Annotated in this window: 13 protein-coding genes, 1 tRNA gene and 1 pseudogene; 9 read left to right on the top strand and 6 right to left on the bottom strand. The window is 37.4% G+C overall.

The window, feature by feature from the left end:
• The first annotated feature begins 150 nt into the window (after positions 1-150).
• The 9 genes and pseudogenes from HAV12_RS18340 to HAV12_RS18300 all read left to right on the top strand — a co-directional run bounded on the left by HAV12_RS18340 (position 151) and on the right by HAV12_RS18300 (position 16,288).
• A complete protein-coding gene (locus HAV12_RS18340; RefSeq protein WP_240345186.1) occupies positions 151-1,902 on the top strand; it encodes an alpha-L-fucosidase in 1,752 nt (583 codons plus the stop codon).
• A 67-nt stretch (positions 1,903-1,969) separates the two neighbouring features.
• Entirely contained in the window at positions 1,970-3,820 is a 1,851-nt protein-coding gene (locus tag HAV12_RS18335; RefSeq protein WP_171570926.1) for a beta-L-arabinofuranosidase domain-containing protein, read from the top strand.
• Between the two features lie 85 nt (positions 3,821-3,905).
• Positions 3,906-5,687, top strand: a complete 1,782-nt coding sequence (locus tag HAV12_RS18330; protein ID WP_171570925.1) for an NPCBM/NEW2 domain-containing protein — start codon at positions 3,906-3,908, stop codon at positions 5,685-5,687.
• Between the two features lie 108 nt (positions 5,688-5,795).
• Positions 5,796-8,237 (top strand): sugar-binding domain-containing protein, encoded by a 2,442-nt coding sequence (locus HAV12_RS18325; protein WP_171570924.1) that lies wholly within the window; start codon positions 5,796-5,798, stop codon positions 8,235-8,237.
• Positions 8,238-8,251: 14 nt separating this feature from the next.
• Positions 8,252-10,159, top strand: a complete 1,908-nt coding sequence (locus HAV12_RS18320; protein ID WP_171571718.1) for a glycoside hydrolase family 97 protein — start codon at positions 8,252-8,254, stop codon at positions 10,157-10,159.
• A 253-nt stretch (positions 10,160-10,412) separates the two neighbouring features.
• Positions 10,413-12,617, top strand: a pseudogene (locus HAV12_RS18315) (beta-glucosidase).
• 30 nt (positions 12,618-12,647) lie between these two features.
• Positions 12,648-14,219, top strand: coding sequence for a glycoside hydrolase family 43 protein (locus tag HAV12_RS18310; protein WP_171570923.1), 1,572 nt, complete (start codon positions 12,648-12,650; stop codon positions 14,217-14,219).
• An 831-nt stretch (positions 14,220-15,050) separates the two neighbouring features.
• The gene (locus tag HAV12_RS18305; protein WP_171570922.1) at positions 15,051-15,512 is read left to right on the top strand and encodes a hypothetical protein; all 462 of its coding nucleotides are present in this window, start codon (positions 15,051-15,053) and stop codon (positions 15,510-15,512) included.
• A gap of 104 nt (positions 15,513-15,616) precedes the next feature.
• Entirely contained in the window at positions 15,617-16,288 is a 672-nt protein-coding gene (locus HAV12_RS18300; protein WP_171570921.1) for a hypothetical protein, read from the top strand.
• Between the two features lie 302 nt (positions 16,289-16,590).
• Here HAV12_RS18300 and HAV12_RS18295 read toward each other — a convergent pair.
• The 6 genes from HAV12_RS18295 to HAV12_RS18270 all read right to left on the bottom strand — a co-directional run bounded on the left by HAV12_RS18295 (position 16,591) and on the right by HAV12_RS18270 (position 22,977).
• A tRNA-Ser gene (locus HAV12_RS18295) sits at positions 16,591-16,675 on the bottom strand.
• Positions 16,676-16,835: 160 nt separating this feature from the next.
• On the bottom strand, positions 16,836-17,225 hold the full coding sequence (locus HAV12_RS18290) for an acyl-CoA thioesterase (RefSeq protein ID WP_132036168.1): 390 nt from the start codon (positions 17,223-17,225) through the stop codon (positions 16,836-16,838).
• A 3-nt stretch (positions 17,226-17,228) separates the two neighbouring features.
• Positions 17,229-18,362, bottom strand: coding sequence for a 3,4-dihydroxy-2-butanone-4-phosphate synthase (gene ribB, locus HAV12_RS18285; RefSeq protein ID WP_171570920.1), 1,134 nt, complete (start codon positions 18,360-18,362; stop codon positions 17,229-17,231).
• Positions 18,363-18,364: 2 nt separating this feature from the next.
• Complete coding sequence (locus tag HAV12_RS18280; protein WP_171570919.1) at positions 18,365-19,822, bottom strand: LptF/LptG family permease; 1,458 nt, start codon at positions 19,820-19,822, stop codon at positions 18,365-18,367.
• A 7-nt stretch (positions 19,823-19,829) separates the two neighbouring features.
• A complete protein-coding gene (locus tag HAV12_RS18275) occupies positions 19,830-20,522 on the bottom strand; it encodes an outer membrane lipoprotein carrier protein LolA (RefSeq protein ID WP_132036162.1) in 693 nt (230 codons plus the stop codon).
• 7 nt (positions 20,523-20,529) lie between these two features.
• A complete protein-coding gene (locus HAV12_RS18270) occupies positions 20,530-22,977 on the bottom strand; it encodes a DNA translocase FtsK (RefSeq protein ID WP_171570918.1) in 2,448 nt (815 codons plus the stop codon).
• Positions 22,978-22,990 lie beyond the last annotated feature (13 nt).

The following is a 22,990-nucleotide window of genomic DNA, read 5'->3' as shown; positions in this document are numbered from 1 at the left end:
AATAAAACATACAGCTACTTTTTTTGTAAAAATAAATGTAATAACCTGATTTTGATGTCTAATATACCGTTTGCAAGTGTGTAATGGACCATCTTATCCTATGAGAAAACCGACCATTGAATTCAGGTTTTCGAGTTTAAAAATAAGCCTTTGTACTTTATAGGAGGAAAAAGTAGTTTTAAAAAATTCAAATATAATCTGATAAAACAACATAGACAAAGTCATCAACAGATACCCGTTGGTAAAAAGCAAAATAATAGTATTATGAATTTAAAAATTTCAATGAAAGTTAGTCTGTCCATAGCAGTTTTTATGCTATTCTCATGTTTACTGAAGGCTCAGGAAAATTTTCCATTGCCTGTGGGAGAAGCTAAGGAACAGGTTGCTGCTGGAAAGTTTAAGCCAACTTGGCAATCTCTTAGCCAATACAAAGTTCCTGATTGGTTTCGCAATGCCAAATTTGGTATCTGGGCACATTGGGGGCCACAGTGTCAGCCTGAACAGGGCGACTGGTATGCACGTGGTATGTATGAAGAAGGTTCTGATTACTACAAGTGGCATGTTGCTCATTATGGTCACCCTTCCCAAGTAGGCTTTAAAGATGTAATTCAAGACTGGAAAGCCCAGAATTGGGATCCTGAAAAACTGGTAAAGTTATACAAACGTGCAGGTGCTCAATATTTCTTTGCGATGGCGAATCATCACGACAATCTGGATTTATGGGACAGCAAGTACCAGGAATGGAATTCAGTTCGTGTTGGTCCTAAAAAGGATATTATAAATGGTTGGTCAAAAGCCGCTAAAAAAGAGGGGCTTCCTTTTGGATTGAGTGTACATGCTGCCCATGCATGGATGTGGTACGAAACGGCACAGGGCGCCGATAAATCTGGAGAATTTATCGGTATTCCGTACGATGGAAAACTTACAAAAGCAGCAGGAAAAGGTACTTGGTGGGAAGGATTGGATCCTCAGGAATTGTATGCACAAAATCATGAAGTAAGCAAGGGGAAGGGATGGAATTGGGAATGGCAGGATAAAAGCTCATGGCCTTCCCAGGCGTACTGTGAAAATTTTTATAACCGCACTATGGACCTTATTAATTTGTACAACCCTGACCTGCTCTATTTTGATGATACAGCACTCCCATTGTATCCGGTTAGCGATGCTGGTTTAAAAATAGCAGCTCACTACTACAACCATAATATGGCAAGCCACAAAGGTAAGCTTGAAGCGGTTCTGTTTGGTAAAATACTCACTGAACAACAAAAGGAATGTATGGTATGGGATGTAGAACGTGGAGCACCTGACAAACCACAAGAAAAAGCATGGCAAACCTGTACTTGTATTGGTGATTGGCATTATAATAGAAAGGTGTATGATGAAAACCGTTATAAATCGGCTGCGAGTGTCATTCTTGCTTTAGTAGATATTGTCAGTAAAAATGGAAATTTATTACTTAATATCCCTGTGCGTGGAGATGGTACAATTGATGACAAAGAAGTTGCTGTTCTTGAGGGTATTGCAGCTTGGATGGACATAAACAAAGAAAGCATATTCGACACCCGCCCTTGGAAACTGTACGGTGAAGGACCAGCCGTTGATCTATCGAACCCTATTAATAGCCAGGGATTTAATGAAGGAAAAATACAATACTCAGCAAAAGATATTCGATACAATCAGAAAGGAAATGTATTGTATGTTACAGTGATGGATAAGCCTACAGAAAATATTTTATTGAAGTCCCTAGCAAAAAAAGAAGGAACAGGAAAAATCAAAAAAATTGAACTTCTTGGCAGTAAAGAAAAAATTTCCTGGAAACAAGTAGCAGATGCATTGGTAATTATAAAACCAAAATTTATTCCCAATAATATTGCAATTGTTTTTAAAATAACTATGAAGTAATTGTTTCTAAATTTAGAGTGACAGTTTCAATATTATAATTCAATTTTTCTAATATTCAATTTTCAATATGAAAAATAAGGCAAAATATATTGGGTTATTTTTGTTGGTTTGCCAGACTTTTTTTGGACAATCATTCCTTGACAAGGCGAAGCGGCCCATTGCATTTTTAAATGAAGATGTTATTTTGTCTGAGTCATGGATAAAGCAGCGGGAGACTGTCAATACAAAGTATATTTATCAGTTTGATGCGGATAGGCTATTACACAATTTTAGAATAAATGCCGGAATTGAATCGAAAGCGAAACCGCTTGAAGGCTGGGAGTCACCTAAAGTGGGATTGCGCGGGCATTTTGTAGGTCATTATTTGTCGGCTTCTGCTTCTTTGATTAAAAAAACGGGCGATACTTTGCTTCAAAAACGTGTGAAATATATGGTTGATGCGCTTGAAGACTGTCAGCAAAAATTGGGCGGCAAATACCTGAGCGCATTCCCCGAAAAAGATTTTACTGTACTGGAAACACAATTTATTGGCGTTTGGGCCCCCTACTATACTTATCATAAAATTATGCAGGGAATGCTAGATGTTTATCAGCATACAGGAAATAAAAAAGCCTATGCAATAGTTGTTAATATGGCTGCTTATGTAAAAGAGCGTACGGATAAACTTTCGCCTGAAACGATTGAAAAAATGCTATATACTCCTCAGGCAAATCCCGCAAATGAAGCGGGTGGAATGAATGATGTATTACAGAATTTATTTGAAATTTCCAAAGATTCAACTCATTACAAATTGGCTTGTCTTTTTGACCGTAAATGGTTCAGTCAGCCATTGTATGAGGGAAAAGATATTTTGTCGGGATTGCATTCTAATACTCATTTGCCTTTGATAATTGGATTTGCCAAAAGGTATGAAAATACCGGAGACAGCTATTATCGTGATGTTGTTTCCCATTTTTGGGATATGCTGGAACATCATCATTCTTATGTCAATGGTTCTAGTAGTGGTCCAAGGCCTATTGCTACAACTCCAACTGCTCAAACTTCAGAACATTGGGGAAAACCAGATTGTTTAAGTACAACTCTTACTGACAAAACATCTGAATCATGCGTTTCACATAACACTCAAAAAATCACAAGTACTTTGTTTCGTTGGACTGCCCAACCCGAATATGCTGATGTATATATGAATACGCTTTATAATTCTGTTTTTGCACTGCAAAATGCCGAAACGGGATGGAATGTTTATTCTTTGCCATTGGGTTCTCCGAATAAGAAAGGCTTTGCCGGCCCCAGTGAGTTTTTTTGTTGTAACGGAACAACTATTGAAGCGTTTACGAACTTAAATGCTAATATTTATTTTCATAACGATGATAACCTTTGGGTAAATTTGTATGTTCCTTCGACTGTGAAATGGAAATCTAAAGGAATTAATTTGTCACAATCGTCCGATTTTCCGGATAATTCTATTGTAAAATTTAACATAACGGCTAATAAAACGACGCCATTTGCATTGAAATTATTTATCCCGTCCTGGGCTGACGAACAAACTCAGGTTTTGGTAAACGGAGAACTCATTACAACTAATGTAACTCCGATGTCTTATTTTATAATTGACAGAAAATGGAAAAACGGGGATAAGATAGAAATACGTTTTAAGTATCATTTTAATTTTAAAAAAATGCCTGATAATCCAAATGTAGTTGCACTGTTTTATGGACCGGTTTTATTAGCATTTCAAGTTAATGAAGAAACAATATTAAAAGGAAATGAGACAGATATTTTGAAAAATATATCTAAACGGGAGAATTCTATGTCCTTTGCATTGAAAAATTATGGAAAAGAATATACGCTTCTGCCTTTTTACAAAGTAACTAATGAGTCGTACGGAGTGTATGCGACTATACTAAATGAGTATTAGGGATTAGCTTACGTTCCTAATACCGAATAATTAAACTAAAATAAAAAAACTATAATATTTGTTTTTTTACCAAATTAAAATAAAAATGAAATATAAACTTACCTTGTTTTTGGCACTTGTTTTTAGTGTTATAAATGCACAAACAGCCCCAAAAAAATATCACGAATGGGCGTCTACACCACCTCTTGGGTGGAACAGTTGGGATTGTTTTGGAACAACCGTTACCGAACAGCAAATAAAAGAACAGGCAGATGCGATGGCAAAATATCTTTTACCAAGCGGATACAATTATCTCACAGTGGATATTCAATGGTATGAGCCTGATTCAAAAGGACATTCTTACGACCCGAAGGCGATACTTGCCATGGATGAATATGGCCGCTTAACGCCAGGTTTGAAAAAATTTCCTTCGGCTGCAGATGGAAAAGGTTTCAAACACCTTGCAGACTATGTACACTCCAAAGGACTGAAATTCGGCATTCATATTATGCGCGGAATTCCTCGTCAGGCTGTCGAAAAAAATACACCGGTACTCGGCACAAAAGTAAAAGCTCAGGATATTGCCATTAAAAGCGCTACCTGTGGTTGGAATCCTGATATGTATGGCGTTAATGCTAATAGCCCTGAAGGTCAGGTTTACTATAATTCCATTGTGCAGATGTATGCAGACTGGGGAGTGGATTTTATTAAGTGTGACGATATTTCACGACCTTACGATGATGTGCAAAAAGCAGAAATTGAAGCTCTCCGCAAAGCAATAGATAAAACCGGGCGTCATATTCTGTTAAGTTTATCTCCGGGAGCAACGCCGGTTAAAATGGGCGATCATGTTATGAATCATGCCAATATGTGGCGTATCACCGATGATTTTTGGGATCGCTGGGGATTGTTGCAAGGCATGTTTGAGCGAATGGATGTGTGGACACCTTTTCGTGGCCCCGGACATTTCCCCGATGCTGATATGCTCCCCATTGGAATTGTTGAATTCAAACGCCCAACCAATTTCACCAAAGATGAACAATATACGCTTATGAGTCTTTGGGCTATTGGTCGTTCGCCACTTATTTTTGGAGGAGATATGACCAGGCTAGACGATTTTACCACGGAAATGCTCACCAATCCCGAAATGCTCAAAGTAAATCAACACAGTATAAATAACCGTCAGGTGTCTCGCGAAAAGAATCTGATTGTGTGGACAGCCGATGTACCTGATAGCAAAGACAAGTATGTAGCGCTTTTCAACGCGCAAAGCAAGGGAGAGAATCTTGATTTAAACAATGCCGATTATGTAAGTCCAATAATTGCCGGCAAAGGAAGTTCGCAAAAGATAGAAGTATCGGTAAAAGAGGGTAAAAAACTTGTTCTCTTTGTGAAAGATGGTGGAAACAGTTCTGATTGGGATCATATCGTTTGGGTCGATCCTGTTCTTCATGGTTCCAAAGGCGATTTAAAACTGACCAGCCTCAAATGGCTTAGCGCAACCTCAGGCTGGGGAGAAGCGAATGTCAATCGTACCTGCGACAATAACCCAATTATTATAAATAATGAAACACGAGAAGGAATTGGTGCTCATGGAGAGTCTGTGATCGTTTATCAATTGCCGGAAGGATATGATTCTTTTACAGCAACCGGCTACGTTACACAGGAAATAGGCTCAGTGAATTTTGGAGTTTTGGTTGATAAAGGAACATTAAATTTCCCCGACAAAGCCAATGTAAAAGTAAACTTTGAAGCTATTAATATAAAAGGTAAAGTAAAAGTCCGCGATTTGTGGAATCACAAAGATCTCGGAACTTTTGGGGGGAGCTTTGAGCAAGATTTGCCACAGCATGGTGCAGGACTGTACCGGATCTTTGCATTAAGATAATAGTTTCCTCTGCAAGGCATTGTAAAGTCTTTGTTATAATTACACATAACATACCGATGAATGAATATTCATATTCATAATACAAAATAGAAATATAAACACAACAAAATGAAGGGCTTAAATTCATACAAAAGACAATATTTTGCAAAACAAATAGTATTTGTATTTATACTATTTATAAGCTTTTTTTCAGGCTATGCACAAAATGGGATAGAAAGAAAACAGTTATTTGACTATGACTGGAAGTTCTTTTTAGGCGATGCTTCTGCTGAAGCCAAAGCAAATGATTTTAATGATTCAGGCTGGCGCAAACTTGATTTGCCCCACGATTGGAGTATCGAAGGAAAAGTTCATCCTAAAAATACTACTGGTCCAAATGGAGGATATTTTCCGTCAGGAATTGGCTGGTATCGCAAAACTTTTCAGGTACCTGATAGCTGGAAAGCAAAAAAAACAGCTATCTATTTTGAAGGTGTTTATATGAATTCCGAAGTTTTTATCAACGGAAAATCGCTTGGTGTTTATCCTTATGGTTATTCATCATTCAGTTACGATCTTACACCTTATCTGAATTTTGGAAAAGAGAATGTTATTGCGGTACGTGTCGACAATTCACAACAGATGAACAGCCGCTGGTACAGTGGATCAGGAATTTATCGCCATGTCTGGATGATGGTTACCGATCCTGTACACGTTGCAAATTGGGGTGTTGCTATTTCAACTCCCGAAGTATCTTCAAAAAAAGCAACTGTACTGGTGAAAACCAAGGTTAAAAATGAAACAGCATCAGTCCAAAGCGTTGTTGTAAAAACTCTTCTTTGGAACAGGAGCTTTAAAAGTGCGGGAGATGATCAGATGAAGGTTGAGCTTCCTGCCAATAGCGAGAAAGAAATCACCCAAACTATAGAAGTATCAAATCCAATGCTCTGGACACCGGAAACGCCGTATTTGTATCAGGGCCGGGTTCAGGTAGTAAAAGACAAAAAAATACTGGACGACACAAAAACCAATTTTGGTATCCGTTCCATCAAATTTACTGCCGAAAATGGGTTTCAGCTTAATGGAAAAACAGTGAAGATAAACGGCGGTTGCGTACATCACGATAATGGCTGCTTAGGTGCAGCTGCCTTTGACCGTGCCGAGGAACGTAAAGTTGAATTGCTTAAAGCCGGTGGATTTAATGCCGTGAGGACTTCCCATAATCCCCCTTCTGAGGCATTTCTTGACGCTTGCGACAGATTAGGTTTACTGGTAATGGACGAATCTTTCGATTGTTGGAAAATTGGAAAAACCACCTATGATTATGCAAAATATTTCAAGGAGTGGTGGCAACGCGATTTAGAAGCAATGGTATTGCGTGACCGTAACCACCCTTCGGTTTTCATGTGGAGTATAGGCAATGAAATACCCGAAAGGGCAGATCCTGAGGCTGTTGAAACGGCTAAAATGCTTTCAGCAGCAGTAAAGAAAATGGATAATACCCGTCCTGTTACATCCGCAATTGTAGCTAACGGAAAGTGGGAAGTGTTTGATCCGCTGATGGCGGTACATGATGTTGCAGGTTATAATTACAACCTGCATACTGCTCCGGACGATCATAAAAGAGTGCCCTCACGTATCATCGTTCAAACCGAATCCTATCCAAAAGATGCTTTTAATAATTGGAAATTGGTACAGGAAAACAATTACGTAATCGGGGATTTCGTTTGGACAGCCATGGATTATTTGGGTGAGTCAGGTATCGGGCGTTATTATTATTCGGGAGAAGTTCCCGGCCAGCATTGGGAAAATGATTTCTTCCCTTATCATGGTGCTTATTGCGGTGATATCGATCTGATTGGCTGGAGAAAACCTATTTCGCATTACAGAAGCATGTTGTGTAATACTAACGAAAAACTCTACATGGCAGTTCGTGAACCAGCCCCGGAACCGTTAGAAATCAAAGAAACACTGTGGTCGGTTTATCCAACATGGGAAAGCTGGACCTGGCCTGCTTTTGAAGGGAAAACTGTTCAGGTTGAAGTATATTCAAAATATCCAAAAGTAAGGTTATACCTGAACGACAAACTTATTGGTGAGCAAAAAACCACTAAAGAGGAGCAATTTAAAGCTGCTTTTCCGATTCCATATGCTACAGGTTTGCTTAAAGCTGTCGGAGTAGAAAATGATAAGGAAATTGAATCAACAATTCTTCAAACGGCCGGTGATGCCTCAAAAATAAAATTGATAGCCGATCGAAAAGAAATACTGGCCAACGGACAGGATTTATCATTCATAACTATTGAAATGACTGATAAGGATGGGACATTTCAACCTAACGCCACCAACCGTTTGAATTTTAAAATTGATGGACCGGGTGTCATTGCCGGAGTAGATAATGCTGATTTGAAAGACTTCGAACAATATGTAGGCAATACACGCAAAGCATGGCATGGCAGGGCTTTAATAGTAATTAAAAGCAATCATCAGGCTGGTGAAATTAAATTAACTGTAACATCCGATCAATTGGAAGGAAATAGTATAAGTATTAGATCAACTCAAAATAAATAATGCATAAAATAGCAATGAAACATATTATCCTTTTTCTATTTATTATTTTAAGTTCATTTAGTATAAATGCACAGGAAATAATTTCGCCTAACGGAAAAATAAAAGTTATTTTGAATTTGCACGATAAAAATGCTGCACACCATCTTTTTTTTAAAGTATTGTATAAAATTGAAAACAAGTTTACAGAAGTATTACCGGATTCTAAACTAGGTATTAATCGTACCGATGAGCAGTTTGCAGATAACTTGCATTTGATTGCCACATCAAAACCTGTCTCAATACACGATACGTACAAAATGGTTTGTGGTAAACGCCAATTGTGTGAGAATTTAGGCACCCAAAAAACATTCAGTTTTGAAAATTCCAATCAGCAGCCATTAGATATTGTTTTCAGGGTTTATAATGATGGTATTGCATTTCGTTATATTTTTCCAAATCAGTCAGACTTAAAAGTTAATGTTATAAGTGAGGCTACAACGTATGTTTTGCCTGACAGTACATCCCGTTGGATGCAGCCTTTCAATCTTGCATATGAAGGTTTTTATCCATTGAACAAAACGGGTTTGAATATTAATAAATATCAGGAATGGGGTTTTCCTGCTTTATACAAAGTGAATAATCAGCCAGTTTGGGGATTAATTTCTGAAGCAGATATAACAGAAAATAATTGCGGAGCAAAGCTAATTAATTTAAAAAACAGTAATGAATATCAGGTTACGTACCCTTCAGCTCGTGATAATTTTAAACAGGAGGGAGTCAAGACTACATTACCATGGAATTCTCAGTGGCATACAATTATCGTTGGTAAATTATCAGATATTGTTGAATCAACTTTAATTACCGATGTTAGCGTACCAAGCCAATTAAAAGATACTGATTGGATTAAACCAGGTGCGGTTTCGTGGATTTATTGGGCAAACAATCACGGTTCCAAGGATTACAAAAAGATAGTTGAATATGTTGATTTAGCAGTGGAAATGAATTGGCCTTATGTGCTAATTGATTGGGAATGGGATGTAATGAGCAATGGAGGGACTATAATCGATGCGGTAAACTATGCAAAAAGTAAAGGAATAAAACCATTGATATGGTATAATTCCGGTTCAATCTGGCTCGACCCGACCCCTTATGATCGTTTACTTACAGTAGAAAAACGTGCCAAAGAATTTGCGTGGCTGAATAAAATGGGTGTGTATGGAATTAAGGTCGATTTTTTTGCTGGTGACCACCAGGATATGATGAAGTATTACATTGATATTTTAAAAGAAGCTGCAAAATATCATTTAATGGTAAACTTTCATGGAGCAACAATTCCCCGTGGTTGGGCGCGCACTTATCCTAACCTGATGACAACAGAAGCAGTTTATGGCGCAGAATGGTACAATAATGATCAGGTATTGACCAATAAAGCAGCAGGTCATAATACTACGCTTCCGTTTACACGAAATGTAATTGGTTCTATGGATTACACCCCTGTTACGTTTTCAAATTCGCAGCATACACATATAACATCTTATGCTCACGAGCTGGCTTTGTCTGTTGTATTTGAATCAGGGTTACAGCATTTTGCCGACAGGCCGTCAGCATATGAATCTTTGCCGGCAGAACCAAAAGACTTTTTGAAAAAAGTTCCGGCTGCCTGGGACGATACAAAACTAATTGACGGTTACCCAGAGGAAAAAGTCATTGTTGCCCGTAAAAAAGTAAATCAATGGTATATCGCCGGATTGAACGGTAAAGATGTTGCTCAGACCTTACTGGTGAAATTTGATTTTCTAGATAAAGGAAACCATAGTTTTCAGCTTATCAAAGACGGGAAGGATGATAAATCTTTTTCTTCAGAAATAATAAAAGTTAAAAAAGGGGATACATTGAAAATAGACTGTCTTCCAAGAGGAGGGTTTGTTGGGGAGATAAAATAGAATTATTATAAAATGTATTATTTACGATTCAGACATTCTTAATGATACAAATGAACCAAACAAAACTTTTATTAGGATCAGCCAGGAATACAGAAGTTCCAACTCCTGCGCTCTATAAAGTGATTACTAACGAAATAAAATAAAAAATAGTCTGTTTTAAAGCTAATTGAATGCTCCGACTCAGCCATCAATTCCGTCATAAATAAAGTAAAATGAAAGTAGTTTGATAAATAATAGAAGAGAATACAATATCATGAAAAAAAGAAAAATTAACGTTTTAGTATTACTATCTTTTACGCTGTTGTCTGTTTACGGATGGGCACAGGAGCCTGTATACCTAGACGAAAGCCAACCTGTAGAAGCTCGTATAAAGGATGCATTGTCAAGGATGACGTTAGAAGAAAAAGTAGCCCTCTGTCATGCGCAGTCAAAATTCAGTTCAAAAGGAGTTCCCCGGCTGGGTATTCCGGATGTATGGTCTGCCGATGGATCGCATGGCGTGAGCGATGAGAAATTATGGGATGAATGGAGTGGGGCGCAATGGACAAATGACTCTTGCACCGCTTTTCCCGCCTTAACATGTCTTGCGGCAACATTCAATCCTGAGATATCGAAGCTTTACGGTAAATCTATTGGAGAAGAAGCCCGATACCGAAACAAAACCATGTTGTTAGGACCGGGAGTCAACATTTATCGTACACCGCTCAATGGCCGGAATTTTGAATATATGGGTGAAGATCCTTTTTTGGCTTCACGCATGGTGGTTCCGTACATTCAGGGTGTACAGTCTAATGGAGTTGCTGCGTGCGTAAAGCACTTTGCATTGAACAATCAGGAAATTTCCCGTGGCGAAATTAATGTAAATGTAAGTGACCGGGCGTTGCACGAGATTTATCTTCCCGCTTTTAAGGCTGCGGTTGAGGAAGGGAATGTTTGGTCAATCATGGGTGCATACAACAAAATATGGGGTGTGCATTGCTGTCATAACGACTTTTTGTTGAATAAAATTCTGAAAAAGGATTGGAATTTTGATGGCGTGGTAGTCAGTGACTGGGGAGGTGTACACAATACCGATGAAGCCGTCAATGGTGGACTTGATATTGAAATGGGTACCTATACCAATGGATTAACGACACAAGGTCATTTCCCTTTTTCCAGCTATTATTTGGCCGATCCGTTTTTGAAAGGAATTAAATCGGGGAAATACGAAATATCGAAACTTGATGAAAAAGCAAGCCGAATCCTGCGGATGATTTTTCGCACTACCATGAGTGCCAATCGCCCATTTGGTCGTTTTGTATCGCCTGAACATAGCTTAGCGGCCCGAAAAATAGCAGATGAAGGCATTGTCCTTCTTAAAAATAATAAACAGTTTTTGCCTATCCCGGAGGGCAAATACACAAAGATTGCTGTGATAGGCGAAAATGCTACACGCAGTCTGATTGTTGGGGGAGGTTCTACGTCGCTGAAAGCTGCTTATGAAATTACACCATTACAGGGATTAAAGAATAAATATGGTGAAAATCATATTGTTTACAGCATGGGATATGCTTCAGGTCCGCCGCTTTATGGAGCGGAAGAACCCTCTAAATTAAATATAGACTCATTGCAAAACGCAGCTGTTGCCGTTGCCCGTCATGCCGATGTGGTTCTTTTTGTCGGCGGGTTGAATAAAAATTATTTTCAGGATTGTGAAAGTGGTGACCGTAAATCTCTTAGTTTACCATTCGGGCAAGATAAATTAATTGAAGAGATACAGAAAGTCAATAAAAATGTAGCTGTAATTTTACTAAGTGGAAATGCGGTTTTGATGCCCTGGCTAGATAAAGTTCCTGCTGTGGTGCAGGGATGGTATCTGGGCTCTGAGTCCTGAAATGCTTTGGCAGATATTATTTCCGGTGAAGTAAACCCTTCAGGAAAACTCCCTATTTCATTTCCTAAAAAACTGGAAGATGCAGGAGCTCATGCCTTTGATAAACTCAGTTATCCGGGTGATGGTGTCAACGTGTATTACAAAGAGGATATTTTAGTTGGATACCGTTGGTATGATACTAAAAACATGCCTGTTCTTTTCCCATTCGGATATGGATTGAGTTACACTACATTTCAATATGGGAAACCTATAGTTTCTTCAAAATCAATTACAGCAGCCGATTCATTAGTGGTGACAATTCCAATAAAAAATACAGGCAAAGTTGCGGGAAAAGAAGTAGTTCAATTGTATGTTAACGATGAAAAGTCAAGTTTGCCCCGTCCGGTTAAAGAATTAAAAGGTTTTGAGAAAATTTCTTTAGAACCGGGAGAGGAAAAAATGGTGAGTTTCACCTTAACAAAAGAGGCTCTTTTGTATTATGATGACAAAAAAAAGGCATGGGTTGCAGAACCCGGTAAATTCAAAATTATGATTGGAGCTTCGGCTACCGATATCAGAGGTACAGTCGACTTTATTTTAAAATAGGACATTGTAATTGATTTTAAATAAATTAATATGAAAAAAATAATTATTCTTTTAGTTTGTGTTTTTGGTTTCTATCACTACTCAAACGCCCAGGGATATAAAAACCCTGTCATTTCCGGTTTTCATCCGGATCCCAGTGTGTGCAGGGTTGGTGATGATTATTATTTAGTAACCAGTAGTTTCGAATATTTTCCGGGTGTTCCGGTCTTTCATAGCAAAGACTTAATTAACTGGACAAAAATAGGGCATTGCCTGACCCGTCCTTCCCAACTCAAATTAGACAAATGCCTGCCTTCTGCGGGGATCTATGCACCTACAATCCGTTATCATGAAGGTCTTTTTTATATGGTGACCACAAATGTATCCAGTGGGAATTTTTATGTGTATACAGATAATCCTGCCGGTGAATGGTCAGAACCTGTTTATGTGGATCAGGGAGGTATTGATCCTACGTTATATTTTGAAGACGGTAAATGTTACTTTGTGTCAAATGGCAAAGGCATCACCATTTCTGAAATAGATATTAAGACAGGAAAAAAGCTTACTGAAAGCAGAATTGTATGGAACGGTACAGGAGGGCGTTATCCTGAATCACCGCATATTTATAAAAAAGACGGATGGTATTACCTGCTTATTTCTGAAGGCGGTACTGAATATGGACATAAAATGACAATTGCGCGAAGCAAAGCTATTTATGGGCCGTATGAGTCGAATCCCTCTAATCCGATTTTTACGCACATGAATGAAGTTTCTCAAAACAATCCAATTCAAGGTACCGGACATGGTGATTTTATTCAGGCTCATGACGGTTCGTGGTGGATGGTACTTCTGGGCTTTCGTCCACAAAGCTTATTGCATCATGTATTGGGACGTGAAACTTTTTTAGCTCCGGTAAGATGGGATGCAAATGCCTGGCCCGTGATAAATGGTAACGGCACAGTTGACATAAATATGAATGTGCCTACTTTACCTTTAAAACCAGTAAAGCAGCAAGACTTATCTACCGATTTTGATGAAACGAAGTTAAGTGTTGATTGGAACTACCTTAGAAACCCATTTATGAATAATTATTCTCTCACAGAGAAAAAAGGTTCATTTAGGCTGAAAGCAAGCCCGGTTTCTTTGGATAATAACGATTCACCCACTTTCGTGGGACGCAGACAAGAGCATATTGATTTTTCGGCTACCACTGTACTGTCGTTAAATGATGCAAAGGAAGGTGACGAAGCTGGAATGACAATTTTGTATTCGAGTCAGGCACATTATGACATCTTTTTAAAAAAATCAGAAAAGGGTAAACGTAAACTATTAGTACGTTATCATATAGGAGCACTGAACCACATTGCATACGAGATGGAAATTCCAGATAATAAAATTTATTTAAAAGTAAAAGGAGATAAAGATTTTTACTCGTTTTATTATTCCCTTGATGGTAAGCAATTTAATTTCTTAAACAAGATAAACGTATGGTATCTGAGTTCTGAAACCAATGGAGGTTTCACCGGAGTTTATATTGGATTATATGCCGCATCTCAAAGTAAAAATACTAAAGCTTATGCTGATTTTGATAAGTTCATATATAAACCAGGCAATTTAGATTAATGTGAATTTAATGGTATTTCGTCCAGGCGAAGTGATTAGTAAAAACAACCAAAAGTAAGATGAACAAAAATAGGGAGAAAATAGTGTTTAAAAGGAGATGTTGATTGCTCTGATCTTTCTTCTTTAGGGTAGTTATTTACAAGCCCAAACAGCAATGGTCAATGTCGATTCCCGGCATTTGTCAAGTTTGAATGGGGACTGGAAGGTTATTCTTGCCCCACTCAGAGCAGGGATTGGAAACAGGTTTAGATGAAAAAAAAGCCGCAACAGAAGAGTGATTTTATCGAGTGTTCCTTTGATGGAGGGCATTTTTAAAAGCCCCCGGTGATTTTAACTCCCAATGATGTGAGCTGACATATTATGAAGGCTTTGTTTGATACAAAAAAGTATTTCATCATAAGTCTAAAGATGGGAAAAAGTTATTTCTCCATTTTGGGGTGGTAAATTATTTGGCAGAAGTATATTTGAATGGCGAAAAAATTAGGAAGTCAAAGGAGAATTTACTCCTTGTCAATTCGAAATTACCGAAAAAGTAAAAGAAGAAGATAATACCCTGATTGTTAAAGTGGATAATCAGCGTTTGCATAATGGTTTGCCCTGATGGAGGTATAACCCGCGATGTCCATTTGATTGAAACTAATAAAACATTTATTAGAGATTATGTTGTTCAATTAAAAAAAGGAAGCCTGAATAAAGTATTGGGATGGTGTGCATCCAACTGTATTTGGTCATGAACTGATGGCTCGTGAGTGGATTAAGCAAGTTAGTAATCGTTTGACTTACTCAACAATATTGTTGACGAATAAATTTAACATATAAAAACAAATATTTATGAATAGAATTTTAACTATATTTTTTTCAGGCTTAGTTGTTTTTTTTCTCAATTGTGAGAAAAACAATGATGAGGTAACAGATAATGGTAACACCAAAGATGGGGGTAACTCAGAAGGAACTTCAATAACAAAAATGGTTCATCTTGGTTTGTTAACCACTCTTGATGAATTAAATATTGTTAAGGAAAACCAAAACATTGAACCTTGGAAATCAGAATTAGCAGCACTTAAAGCATCTGCATCAGGTAATTTAAACTATACGATGAAAGGGCCTTTCCCAAATATTTCTCGCACCGGTTCAGGAGAAACTAGTAATCTTACTGGTTGGGCTGCACATGGAAAAGATGCTACAGCTTGTTATGTACAGGCATTATTGGGATACATCACTGGAGATACTAAATATACTCAAAATGCAATAAACATCATTAATTCCTGGTCAAATACCCTGGTTTCTATGTAGAACTTCTTGTAGGAATTCAAGCTCCACTTTGGGCACAGGCCGGTGAAATCCTTGCATATACCAATTCCGGATGGAAAGAATCAGATATTATACGAACCAAGAATATGATGACTAATATATTCCTCCCTGCTATTGATGGCTTTGATCCTGCCGATGGAGCGAATTTTAGTACATCCTGTATGTATGCTACAATGGCAATGGCAGTATTTACTAATAATGTAACAAAATTCAATGACGCATGGAAAGCTTTTAATTCAAAAAGTGGATGTCCAAATGATTACTCACTTTATAAGAATATTGTAGCAAATGGACAAAATGTAGAATCGGGACGTGATCAAGTGCATAGTTGGTCATCTTATGAAATGTTGGCAGGGATTGCTGAAATTGCATATAATCAAGGATTAGAACCATATACTTTGGGTTCAAATCGCTTGTTGACTGGTGTAGAATATTGGTGCAGGTATAATTTAGGACAAGACATATCTTTTGATGTATCCGTTTACAGATGCAGAGCTGGATGGGGACCATGGTCTAAAATTTCTGATACAGGTAGAGGTCAGCCTATAGAACAAGGCTCAGTATGTAATATGGTTTATCACGCTTATTATCGATTGAATCTGATACCCACTAATTCCTATACTAAACGTATGGTGAATATAATGGCCGCAACTGTTGTTGATCCAACAGCCAGAAATGGTTGGGGAAATCCTTTTATTGGAGATGGATTACTACATCAAATTGCTCCAGGAGAAAAGCCAGGAACACAAGTTAAGTAGTCGTGTGGTATAATTTGAGCGGTAAAAAAGTTATTGTTTTATTTAGAGTGACTAATAAAAAGAACTTCAATTATAATATATCCGAACCCATCTTCTGTAACCCTTGTCAATACTGTTTTTTTAATTCTTAAAAAACCATGTGCCAAGATTTTGCCACAAAGATTTTGCGCGATTTTATAAATATTGAAAAGCGGTATAAAAGAAAAAACCCTGCAAATCGTTGGATTTGCAGGGTTTACCGCTCTTTTTGGCCTTTTTTGAAAACTTTAAAAATCTTATTTTCCTTTGTTTTCGGGCCTTCGCGGAGAAAGAGGGATTCGAACCCCCGGACCTGTTACAGTCAACAGTTTTCAAGACTGCCGCATTCGACCGCTCTGCCATTTCTCCAGTATGTTGCGATCATTTGCTGATTGCGAGTGCAAATATAGTGTGCTTTTTCGATTATAAAAACTTTTTGGGAGCTTTTTTACGGATTATTTTAAATTAATTTTTAAGTCCTTCATAATCAGTAATTATTTTAAAAACAATTTTACGTTAAATAAAGCGTTTAGTCTAAAACAGGCACCGGTTTTTTGTTTTCATCAACAGCCACGAACGAAAAAGTTCCTGAAACTACCGTTTCACGAAGCTCGGAATACATTTGTTCCATGAAAATATCAACGTGAATTTTACAGCTTGTTCTTCCTACACTAACTACTTTTGCCACTAATTCGATTAGCGTTCCGGCCGGAATTGCTTTTTTAAAATCAATTTGACCGGTTGATATCGTTACCACTTTTTTTCGGCTGAATCTCGTGGCACAAATAAAAGCCACTTCATCCATGAGATGAAGAGCAGTACCTCCAAACAAAGTATCGTAATGATTTGTTGTACTCGGAAAAACAGCTTTAAAAATACGAGTTTCCGATTTTGTAATTCTTTCTTCTAATGTTCCCATGTATTAATAGCTTACGTATTCAATAATTTCAAGACCATAACCAATCATTCCGACACGTTTGGTTTGTTCCGTATTCGATATTAACCTGATTTTAGAGATATCAATATCATGAAGAATCTGAGCTCCGATTCCATAGTCTTTGCTGTCAATGATTACTTTTGGTGCTTTCATTGTGCCTTCCGCCTGTAATGTTTTAAGCTCCGCAATTCTGTTTAACAGATTTATGGCCTGCATATCCTGATTAATGAATATAACAGCTCCCTTTCCGTTTTCATTGATCGCTTTAAACATATCATCCAGCTGCTGTTCTGCATTATTGGTTAAAGTACCTAATAAATCATTATTAACCTGTGAAGAATTTATTCTCGTTAAGATGGATTCTCCAAGATTCCAGGTTCCTTTCGTTAAGGCAATATGTATTTGTTTGTTTGTAGTTTGTTCGTAAGCTCTTAGTCTAAAAGTTCCAAAACGGGTTTCAATATCAAAATCTTCTTTTTTAACGATCAGGCTGTCGTGCTGCATTCTGTAAGCCACTAAGTCTTCAATAGAAACTAATTTCAAATCGAATTTTTTAGCCACTTTTATTAATTGAGGTAAACGGGCCATTGTTCCGTCCTCATTCAGGATTTCACAGATAACACCGGCAGATTTAAAACCGGCTAATCTTGCAAAGTCAATTGCGGCTTCCGTATGTCCGGTTCTTCTTAAAACACCACCTTGTTTTGCTACTAAGGGAAAAATATGTCCGGGACGTGCTAAGTCATGTGGTTTTGTATTGGCATCAACCAAAGCTTGTACGGTTTTAGATCGGTCAGCAGCAGAGATTCCCGTAGTAACGCCATTTCCTTTCAAATCTACAGAAACCGTAAAAGCAGTTTCCATATGATCTGTATTATTGCTTACCATGGCACGTAAATCAAGTTCTTTACAACGGCTTTCAGTCAGCGGTGTGCAAATTAATCCACGCCCGTGTGTGGCCATAAAATTGATCATTTCCGGAGTTACTTTTTCGGCTGCAGCCAAAAAATCACCTTCATTTTCACGATCTTCATCATCGACTACAATGATTACTTTACCTTGACGAATATCTTCTATAGCTTCTTCAATGGTATTCAATTGTATTTTTGTTGTTGACATAGTTATTGTTTGTTTTGAACAGGGAAAAACCGTTCGGAAATTTTTTGAAATAGTTGTGATATCGGAGTTGTAATCGCATCAAAATTGATTAATCCGTTATCATTTGTAGCCCGATACGTAAGTAACACGGCTAATGGCAATAAGATAAAGGAAGACATCCAGGATCCCATAAAAGGACTCATTCCGCCTTCTTGTGAAAGTCTTTTTCCAAAAGTATTAATGAAGTGAAAAGTGATAAAAATCAAAACAGCAAATACAATTGGTAAGCCAAGCCCGCCTTTTCGTATAATAGCGCCAAGTGGTGCACCAATAAAAAACATTAAGAAACAGGCAAAAGCAATAACGAATTTCTCGTATAGTGCAGTTAAGTGTTTGTTGATTTCCCTTTGTTTGTCCTTTAGTTCTTTCTGAGTTGAGTCAATAGAGTAGATGTTGCTGGTAATGGTGCTGCTCGCCATTTTTATAATATCCGACTTTTGTTTGTTGGTATATAACGATAAAATGTCGTTAGGAATCGCTTTTTTCTTTTTTTCGGGTTTTACTGCTTTTGGAGCAGTTTTAATTCCAACCCTTTGATTGATATTTTCCGAAAAAGAGATGATTTCATTGTTTAGATTTTTGTTCAGGGAATCTAAGGTGTAGCGTAATTCGTTAACGTTAAGCATACCATTGGTGCTGCCGACGCTTTCGGGACTATCATCATCTGTTTTGTTTAATTCTGATAAATCTATATTGATAATCTGTTTTTTGAATTTTCCTTTTACGAAAGGCAATTTAGCACGATCCTCGTATTTTTTTGGCGTTACATCCTGATAATAATAACCGTCATTTAAAACCAGTTTTAAAATACTGGACTTTTCATTACTAATCAATTCTCCATTTTTAGCTTTGATTACGGTTTTGTTCTCGCCGAAACTATTCGCTTTTTCATGGATGGTAACTCCGGTCAGAATATTACCATTTTCACCGGACTTTTTATTTACTTTAATATTGTAAGTGCCGACATCATTAAACTGGCCTTCCGCAATTGCCATAGCAGGTTTGGCCTGCGCTATATTTTTTCGGAAGTTTACAAATTTATATTCGGCGTAAGGAATTACATTATTGGCAAACCAAAAGGCAACGATACTCAGCACACATATAAAGATGATTAAAACCCGCATAGCCCTTTGCAGTGATATTCCGGAAGATTTCATAGCAGCAAATTCGTAATTCTCAGCCAGATTACCAAAAGTCATAATAGAAGCCAGTAACACCGAAAGCGGTAAAACCAAAGGTATGATTCGGGGCATCGAGAATAAGAGGAATTTTACAACCAGTATCAAATCAAGGTCTTTACCTGCAAGTTCTGAGATAAAAAGCCAGACGGTTTGAAGAATGAATATAAAAAAAAGGATTACAAATACCGTAGTAAATGTAATCAGAAAAGTTTTTAGTAAGTATTTGTCTAAAATTTTCAACCTTGAATTAGTCTAATTTATTGATGTAGTATTTTGGATATTTGCTCGCTACAAATGTAAATTGATTTTTTGATAAAGGCTGGTTGGTTTTAAAAGAATTAACGGTTAAAGTGGTTTTTGTTCCATTTTTTCCGGTTTCAATTAAATTGTAGATGTGTTTTGTCTGTACATCAATACCTAAAAGAATCTCTTTTCTCTGGTCTTTAGTATTGGTAGGAGCTAATTTAATATACTGAATTTTTCTTCCTTTGACATTTTGAACAATATCCATATTGTATTTGTATCCGGAATTAAAGAAAGTAAGCATTTTTGAAGGTGTAATCGCAGCATCATCTTTTTCGTTTACTTTCGAAATGGTAACTTCTTCGTCCTCAGGAACGATAGTGTATGTTTTTTGCCCGTCAAAAATTTTAGTAACGCCCATGAAATTTAAGACAAACTGATTACCTTTCATAATTACATTTCCTTTACTGTCCTGATTAATATTCTCTTTGGCATTGTTCAGGGAATATTTAAAATCGATTGCAATGTTGTCGTAACTTTTTATTTTGGCTGTTACCTGATTCAATAAATCCTTGGCTTTCTTATCCTGAGCCTGAATAGAAGTGAAACTCAAAAGCAATAGAACTGCTATTTGAAAAAACTTTTTAGTCATGTTAGTGATAGAATTGTTGTTGATTTCCTGAATTTTTGCTTTCATGATGGGGCTAATTTTGTTCATTATTAAAAAATTGATCAAGAGCACTTAAATCTAAGATGTTTACACTTCGGGCTTTACTGCCTTCAAAAGGTCCTACTATCCCGGCAGCTTCCAGCTGATCAATCAAACGACCTGCTCTGTTGTACCCTAATTTTAATTTTCTTTGCAATAATGAAGCTGAACCTTGTTGTGCGTTTACAATAATCTCGGCAGCTTCTCTAAATAAAGTATCTCTTTCGGAAATATCCATATCAAGATTGATGCCAGTTTCTTCCCCAACGAACTCAGGAAGCAAATAAGCGGTGGCATATGCTTTTTGTCCGCCAATAAAATCCGTAATTTTTTCTACCTCCGGTGTATCGATAAAAGCACACTGAACACGAACTACATCATTTCCGTTGGTATATAATAAATCTCCGCGTCCAATTAATTGATCGGCTCCTTGGGTATCAAGGATAGTTCTCGAGTCAATTTTTGAAGTTACCCTAAAAGCAATCCTAGCCGGGAAGTTGGCTTTGATTAAACCTGTAATTACGTTTACAGATGGTCTTTGTGTGGCAATAATTAAGTGAATACCAATAGCACGCGCCAGCTGAGCCAGTCGGGCAATCGGAATTTCGACTTCTTTTCCGGCAGTCATAATCAAATCGGCAAACTCATCGACGACCAATACAATGTATGGTAAAAAACGGTGTCCTGCTTCCGGATTTAATTTTCGGGATTTGAATTTTTCGTTGTATTCCTTAATATTACGAACCATCGCATCTTTCAGTAGCGAATAACGATTATCCATTTCAACACAAAGGGAATTCAGCGTGTTGACCACTTTGGCATTGTCGGTAATAATAGCATCTTCCGTATCGGGAAGTTTCGCTAAATAATGTCTTTCTATTTTGTTGAATAAAGTAAGCTCTACTTTTTTCGGATCCACCAAAACGAATTTTACTTCTGCAGGGTGTTTTTTGTATAAAAGGGAAGTTAATACCGCGTTCAGTCCAACTGATTTTCCTTGTCCTGTAGCTCCGGCCATCAGTAAGTGGGGCATTTTGGCTAAATCGACAACAAAAGTTTCGTTAGAAATGGTTTTTCCTAAAGCAATAGGCAGCTCCATTTCAGCTTCCTGAAATTTAGCCGATCCAATGACACTTTTCATCGAAACCATAGTAGGGTTTTTGTTCGGAACCTCAATACCGATAGTTCCTTTTCCTGGAATTGGCGCAATAATACGAATTCCTAATGCCGATAATGACAACGCAATATCATCCTCTAAACTTTTGATTTTAGAAATTCGAATTCCGGCTTCCGGTACGATTTCGTATAAAGTTACCGATGGACCAACGGTTGCCTTGATTTGTGCAATTTCAATTTTGTAGTTACGAAGGGTATCTACAATTTTGTTTTTGTTTTCTTCAAGTTCTTCCTGATTGATGGTAATTCCGCCTGTTGAATATTCTTTTAATAAATCAATCGTTGGGAATTTATAATTCGATAAATCCAGGGTAGGATCAAAAAGGCCAAAATCAGCTACCAGGCGGGAAGCAAGATTTTCTTCGATAATATCTTCTTCCTCCGGTTTTTCAACAACAAATTCTTCGGTATGTATCGGAGTAGTTTGTGTTACTGGATTTATATTCATCTGAAGGGGCTTTAAAATCGGATTTAAATCAATTTCTGATGAATTTGAAATAGTGGGTTTTAAAGCTTCTTTGTTGATTTCGAATTGAGTGTCTTCTGTCTTTAAGTGAATGTTGTCTAATTCCTCATCCGGCTCTTCAACGGCAAATTCTTCTAAATTGTAAGCACTTTCCACTTGTGGCTGCGTTTTAAGAGCGCTTAATTCAGACTTGATTTCGTTTTTGGTCGAATCAAAATAAGACTGGATCTTTTCAGGAGATAATTTTATTTTGAAGATCAGGTACACGATTAGTCCAAAAAGCAAGACCAGTAAAGTCCCGGTTTTTCCGATATAATCCTGTGAAAATAAATTAAGTTCATAACCAATGGTTCCGCCCAGTTCAGGTGCAGACGTAGCAAAGAATCCAAATAAAACAGAAACAATAATGATAGCAAACAGGTCCCAGAACCAAATGTTTTTTAGTTTTCTGAGGGATAGTTCCAATGCCAAAAACATTCCGGTTAGGAAAAAGAGGCGCACAAATATAAAAGCAGCCAATCCAAAACCTTTATAAACGATCAGATCGGATAAAAAAGCCCCGAATTTTCCGAGCCAGTTTTGTACTACTTCCGTACGGTCGCCGAGTTGGCTGACGGCACTTTGGTCAGTTTGTCCGTTGATGTAAAAGGAAATGAATGCCACTAATAGTGCAATAGAAAATAATACCAGAAGACAGCCTAAAACAAAGCGTTGTTGTTTATTTGGTCTCCAGGATCTTGAGGTCTCTGTCTTTGCCGTATTTTTTTTGTCTAAAGTTTCTTTTTTGGTTGTTTTTGCCATTCTTGCGTTTAGT

The sequence above is a fragment of the Flavobacterium sp. CLA17 genome (assembly GCF_013112255.2).
In the GTDB taxonomy this organism is placed as follows: domain Bacteria; phylum Bacteroidota; class Bacteroidia; order Flavobacteriales; family Flavobacteriaceae; genus Flavobacterium; species Flavobacterium circumlabens.
Note: the sequence above shows the minus strand (reverse complement) of the source record. Positions and strands in the feature narration are given on the sequence as shown.

Coding starts and splice junctions, on each gene's coding strand:
- HAV12_RS18335 (WP_171570926.1), top strand. CDS start 1,970: ATGAAAAATAAGGCAAAATATATTGGGTTATTTTTGTTGGTTTGCCAG.
- HAV12_RS18330 (WP_171570925.1), top strand. CDS start 3,906: ATGAAATATAAACTTACCTTGTTTTTGGCACTTGTTTTTAGTGTTATA.
- HAV12_RS18325 (WP_171570924.1), top strand. CDS start 5,796: ATGAAGGGCTTAAATTCATACAAAAGACAATATTTTGCAAAACAAATA.
- HAV12_RS18320 (WP_171571718.1), top strand. CDS start 8,252: ATGAAACATATTATCCTTTTTCTATTTATTATTTTAAGTTCATTTAGT.
- HAV12_RS18310 (WP_171570923.1), top strand. CDS start 12,648: ATGAAAAAAATAATTATTCTTTTAGTTTGTGTTTTTGGTTTCTATCAC.
- HAV12_RS18305 (WP_171570922.1), top strand. CDS start 15,051: ATGAATAGAATTTTAACTATATTTTTTTCAGGCTTAGTTGTTTTTTTT.
- HAV12_RS18300 (WP_171570921.1), top strand. CDS start 15,617: ATGATGACTAATATATTCCTCCCTGCTATTGATGGCTTTGATCCTGCC.
- HAV12_RS18290 (WP_132036168.1), bottom strand. CDS start 17,225: ATGGGAACATTAGAAGAAAGAATTACAAAATCGGAAACTCGTATTTTT.
- ribB (WP_171570920.1), bottom strand. CDS start 18,362: ATGTCAACAACAAAAATACAATTGAATACCATTGAAGAAGCTATAGAA.
- HAV12_RS18275 (WP_132036162.1), bottom strand. CDS start 20,522: ATGAAAGCAAAAATTCAGGAAATCAACAACAATTCTATCACTAACATG.
- HAV12_RS18270 (WP_171570918.1), bottom strand. CDS start 22,977: ATGGCAAAAACAACCAAAAAAGAAACTTTAGACAAAAAAAATACGGCA.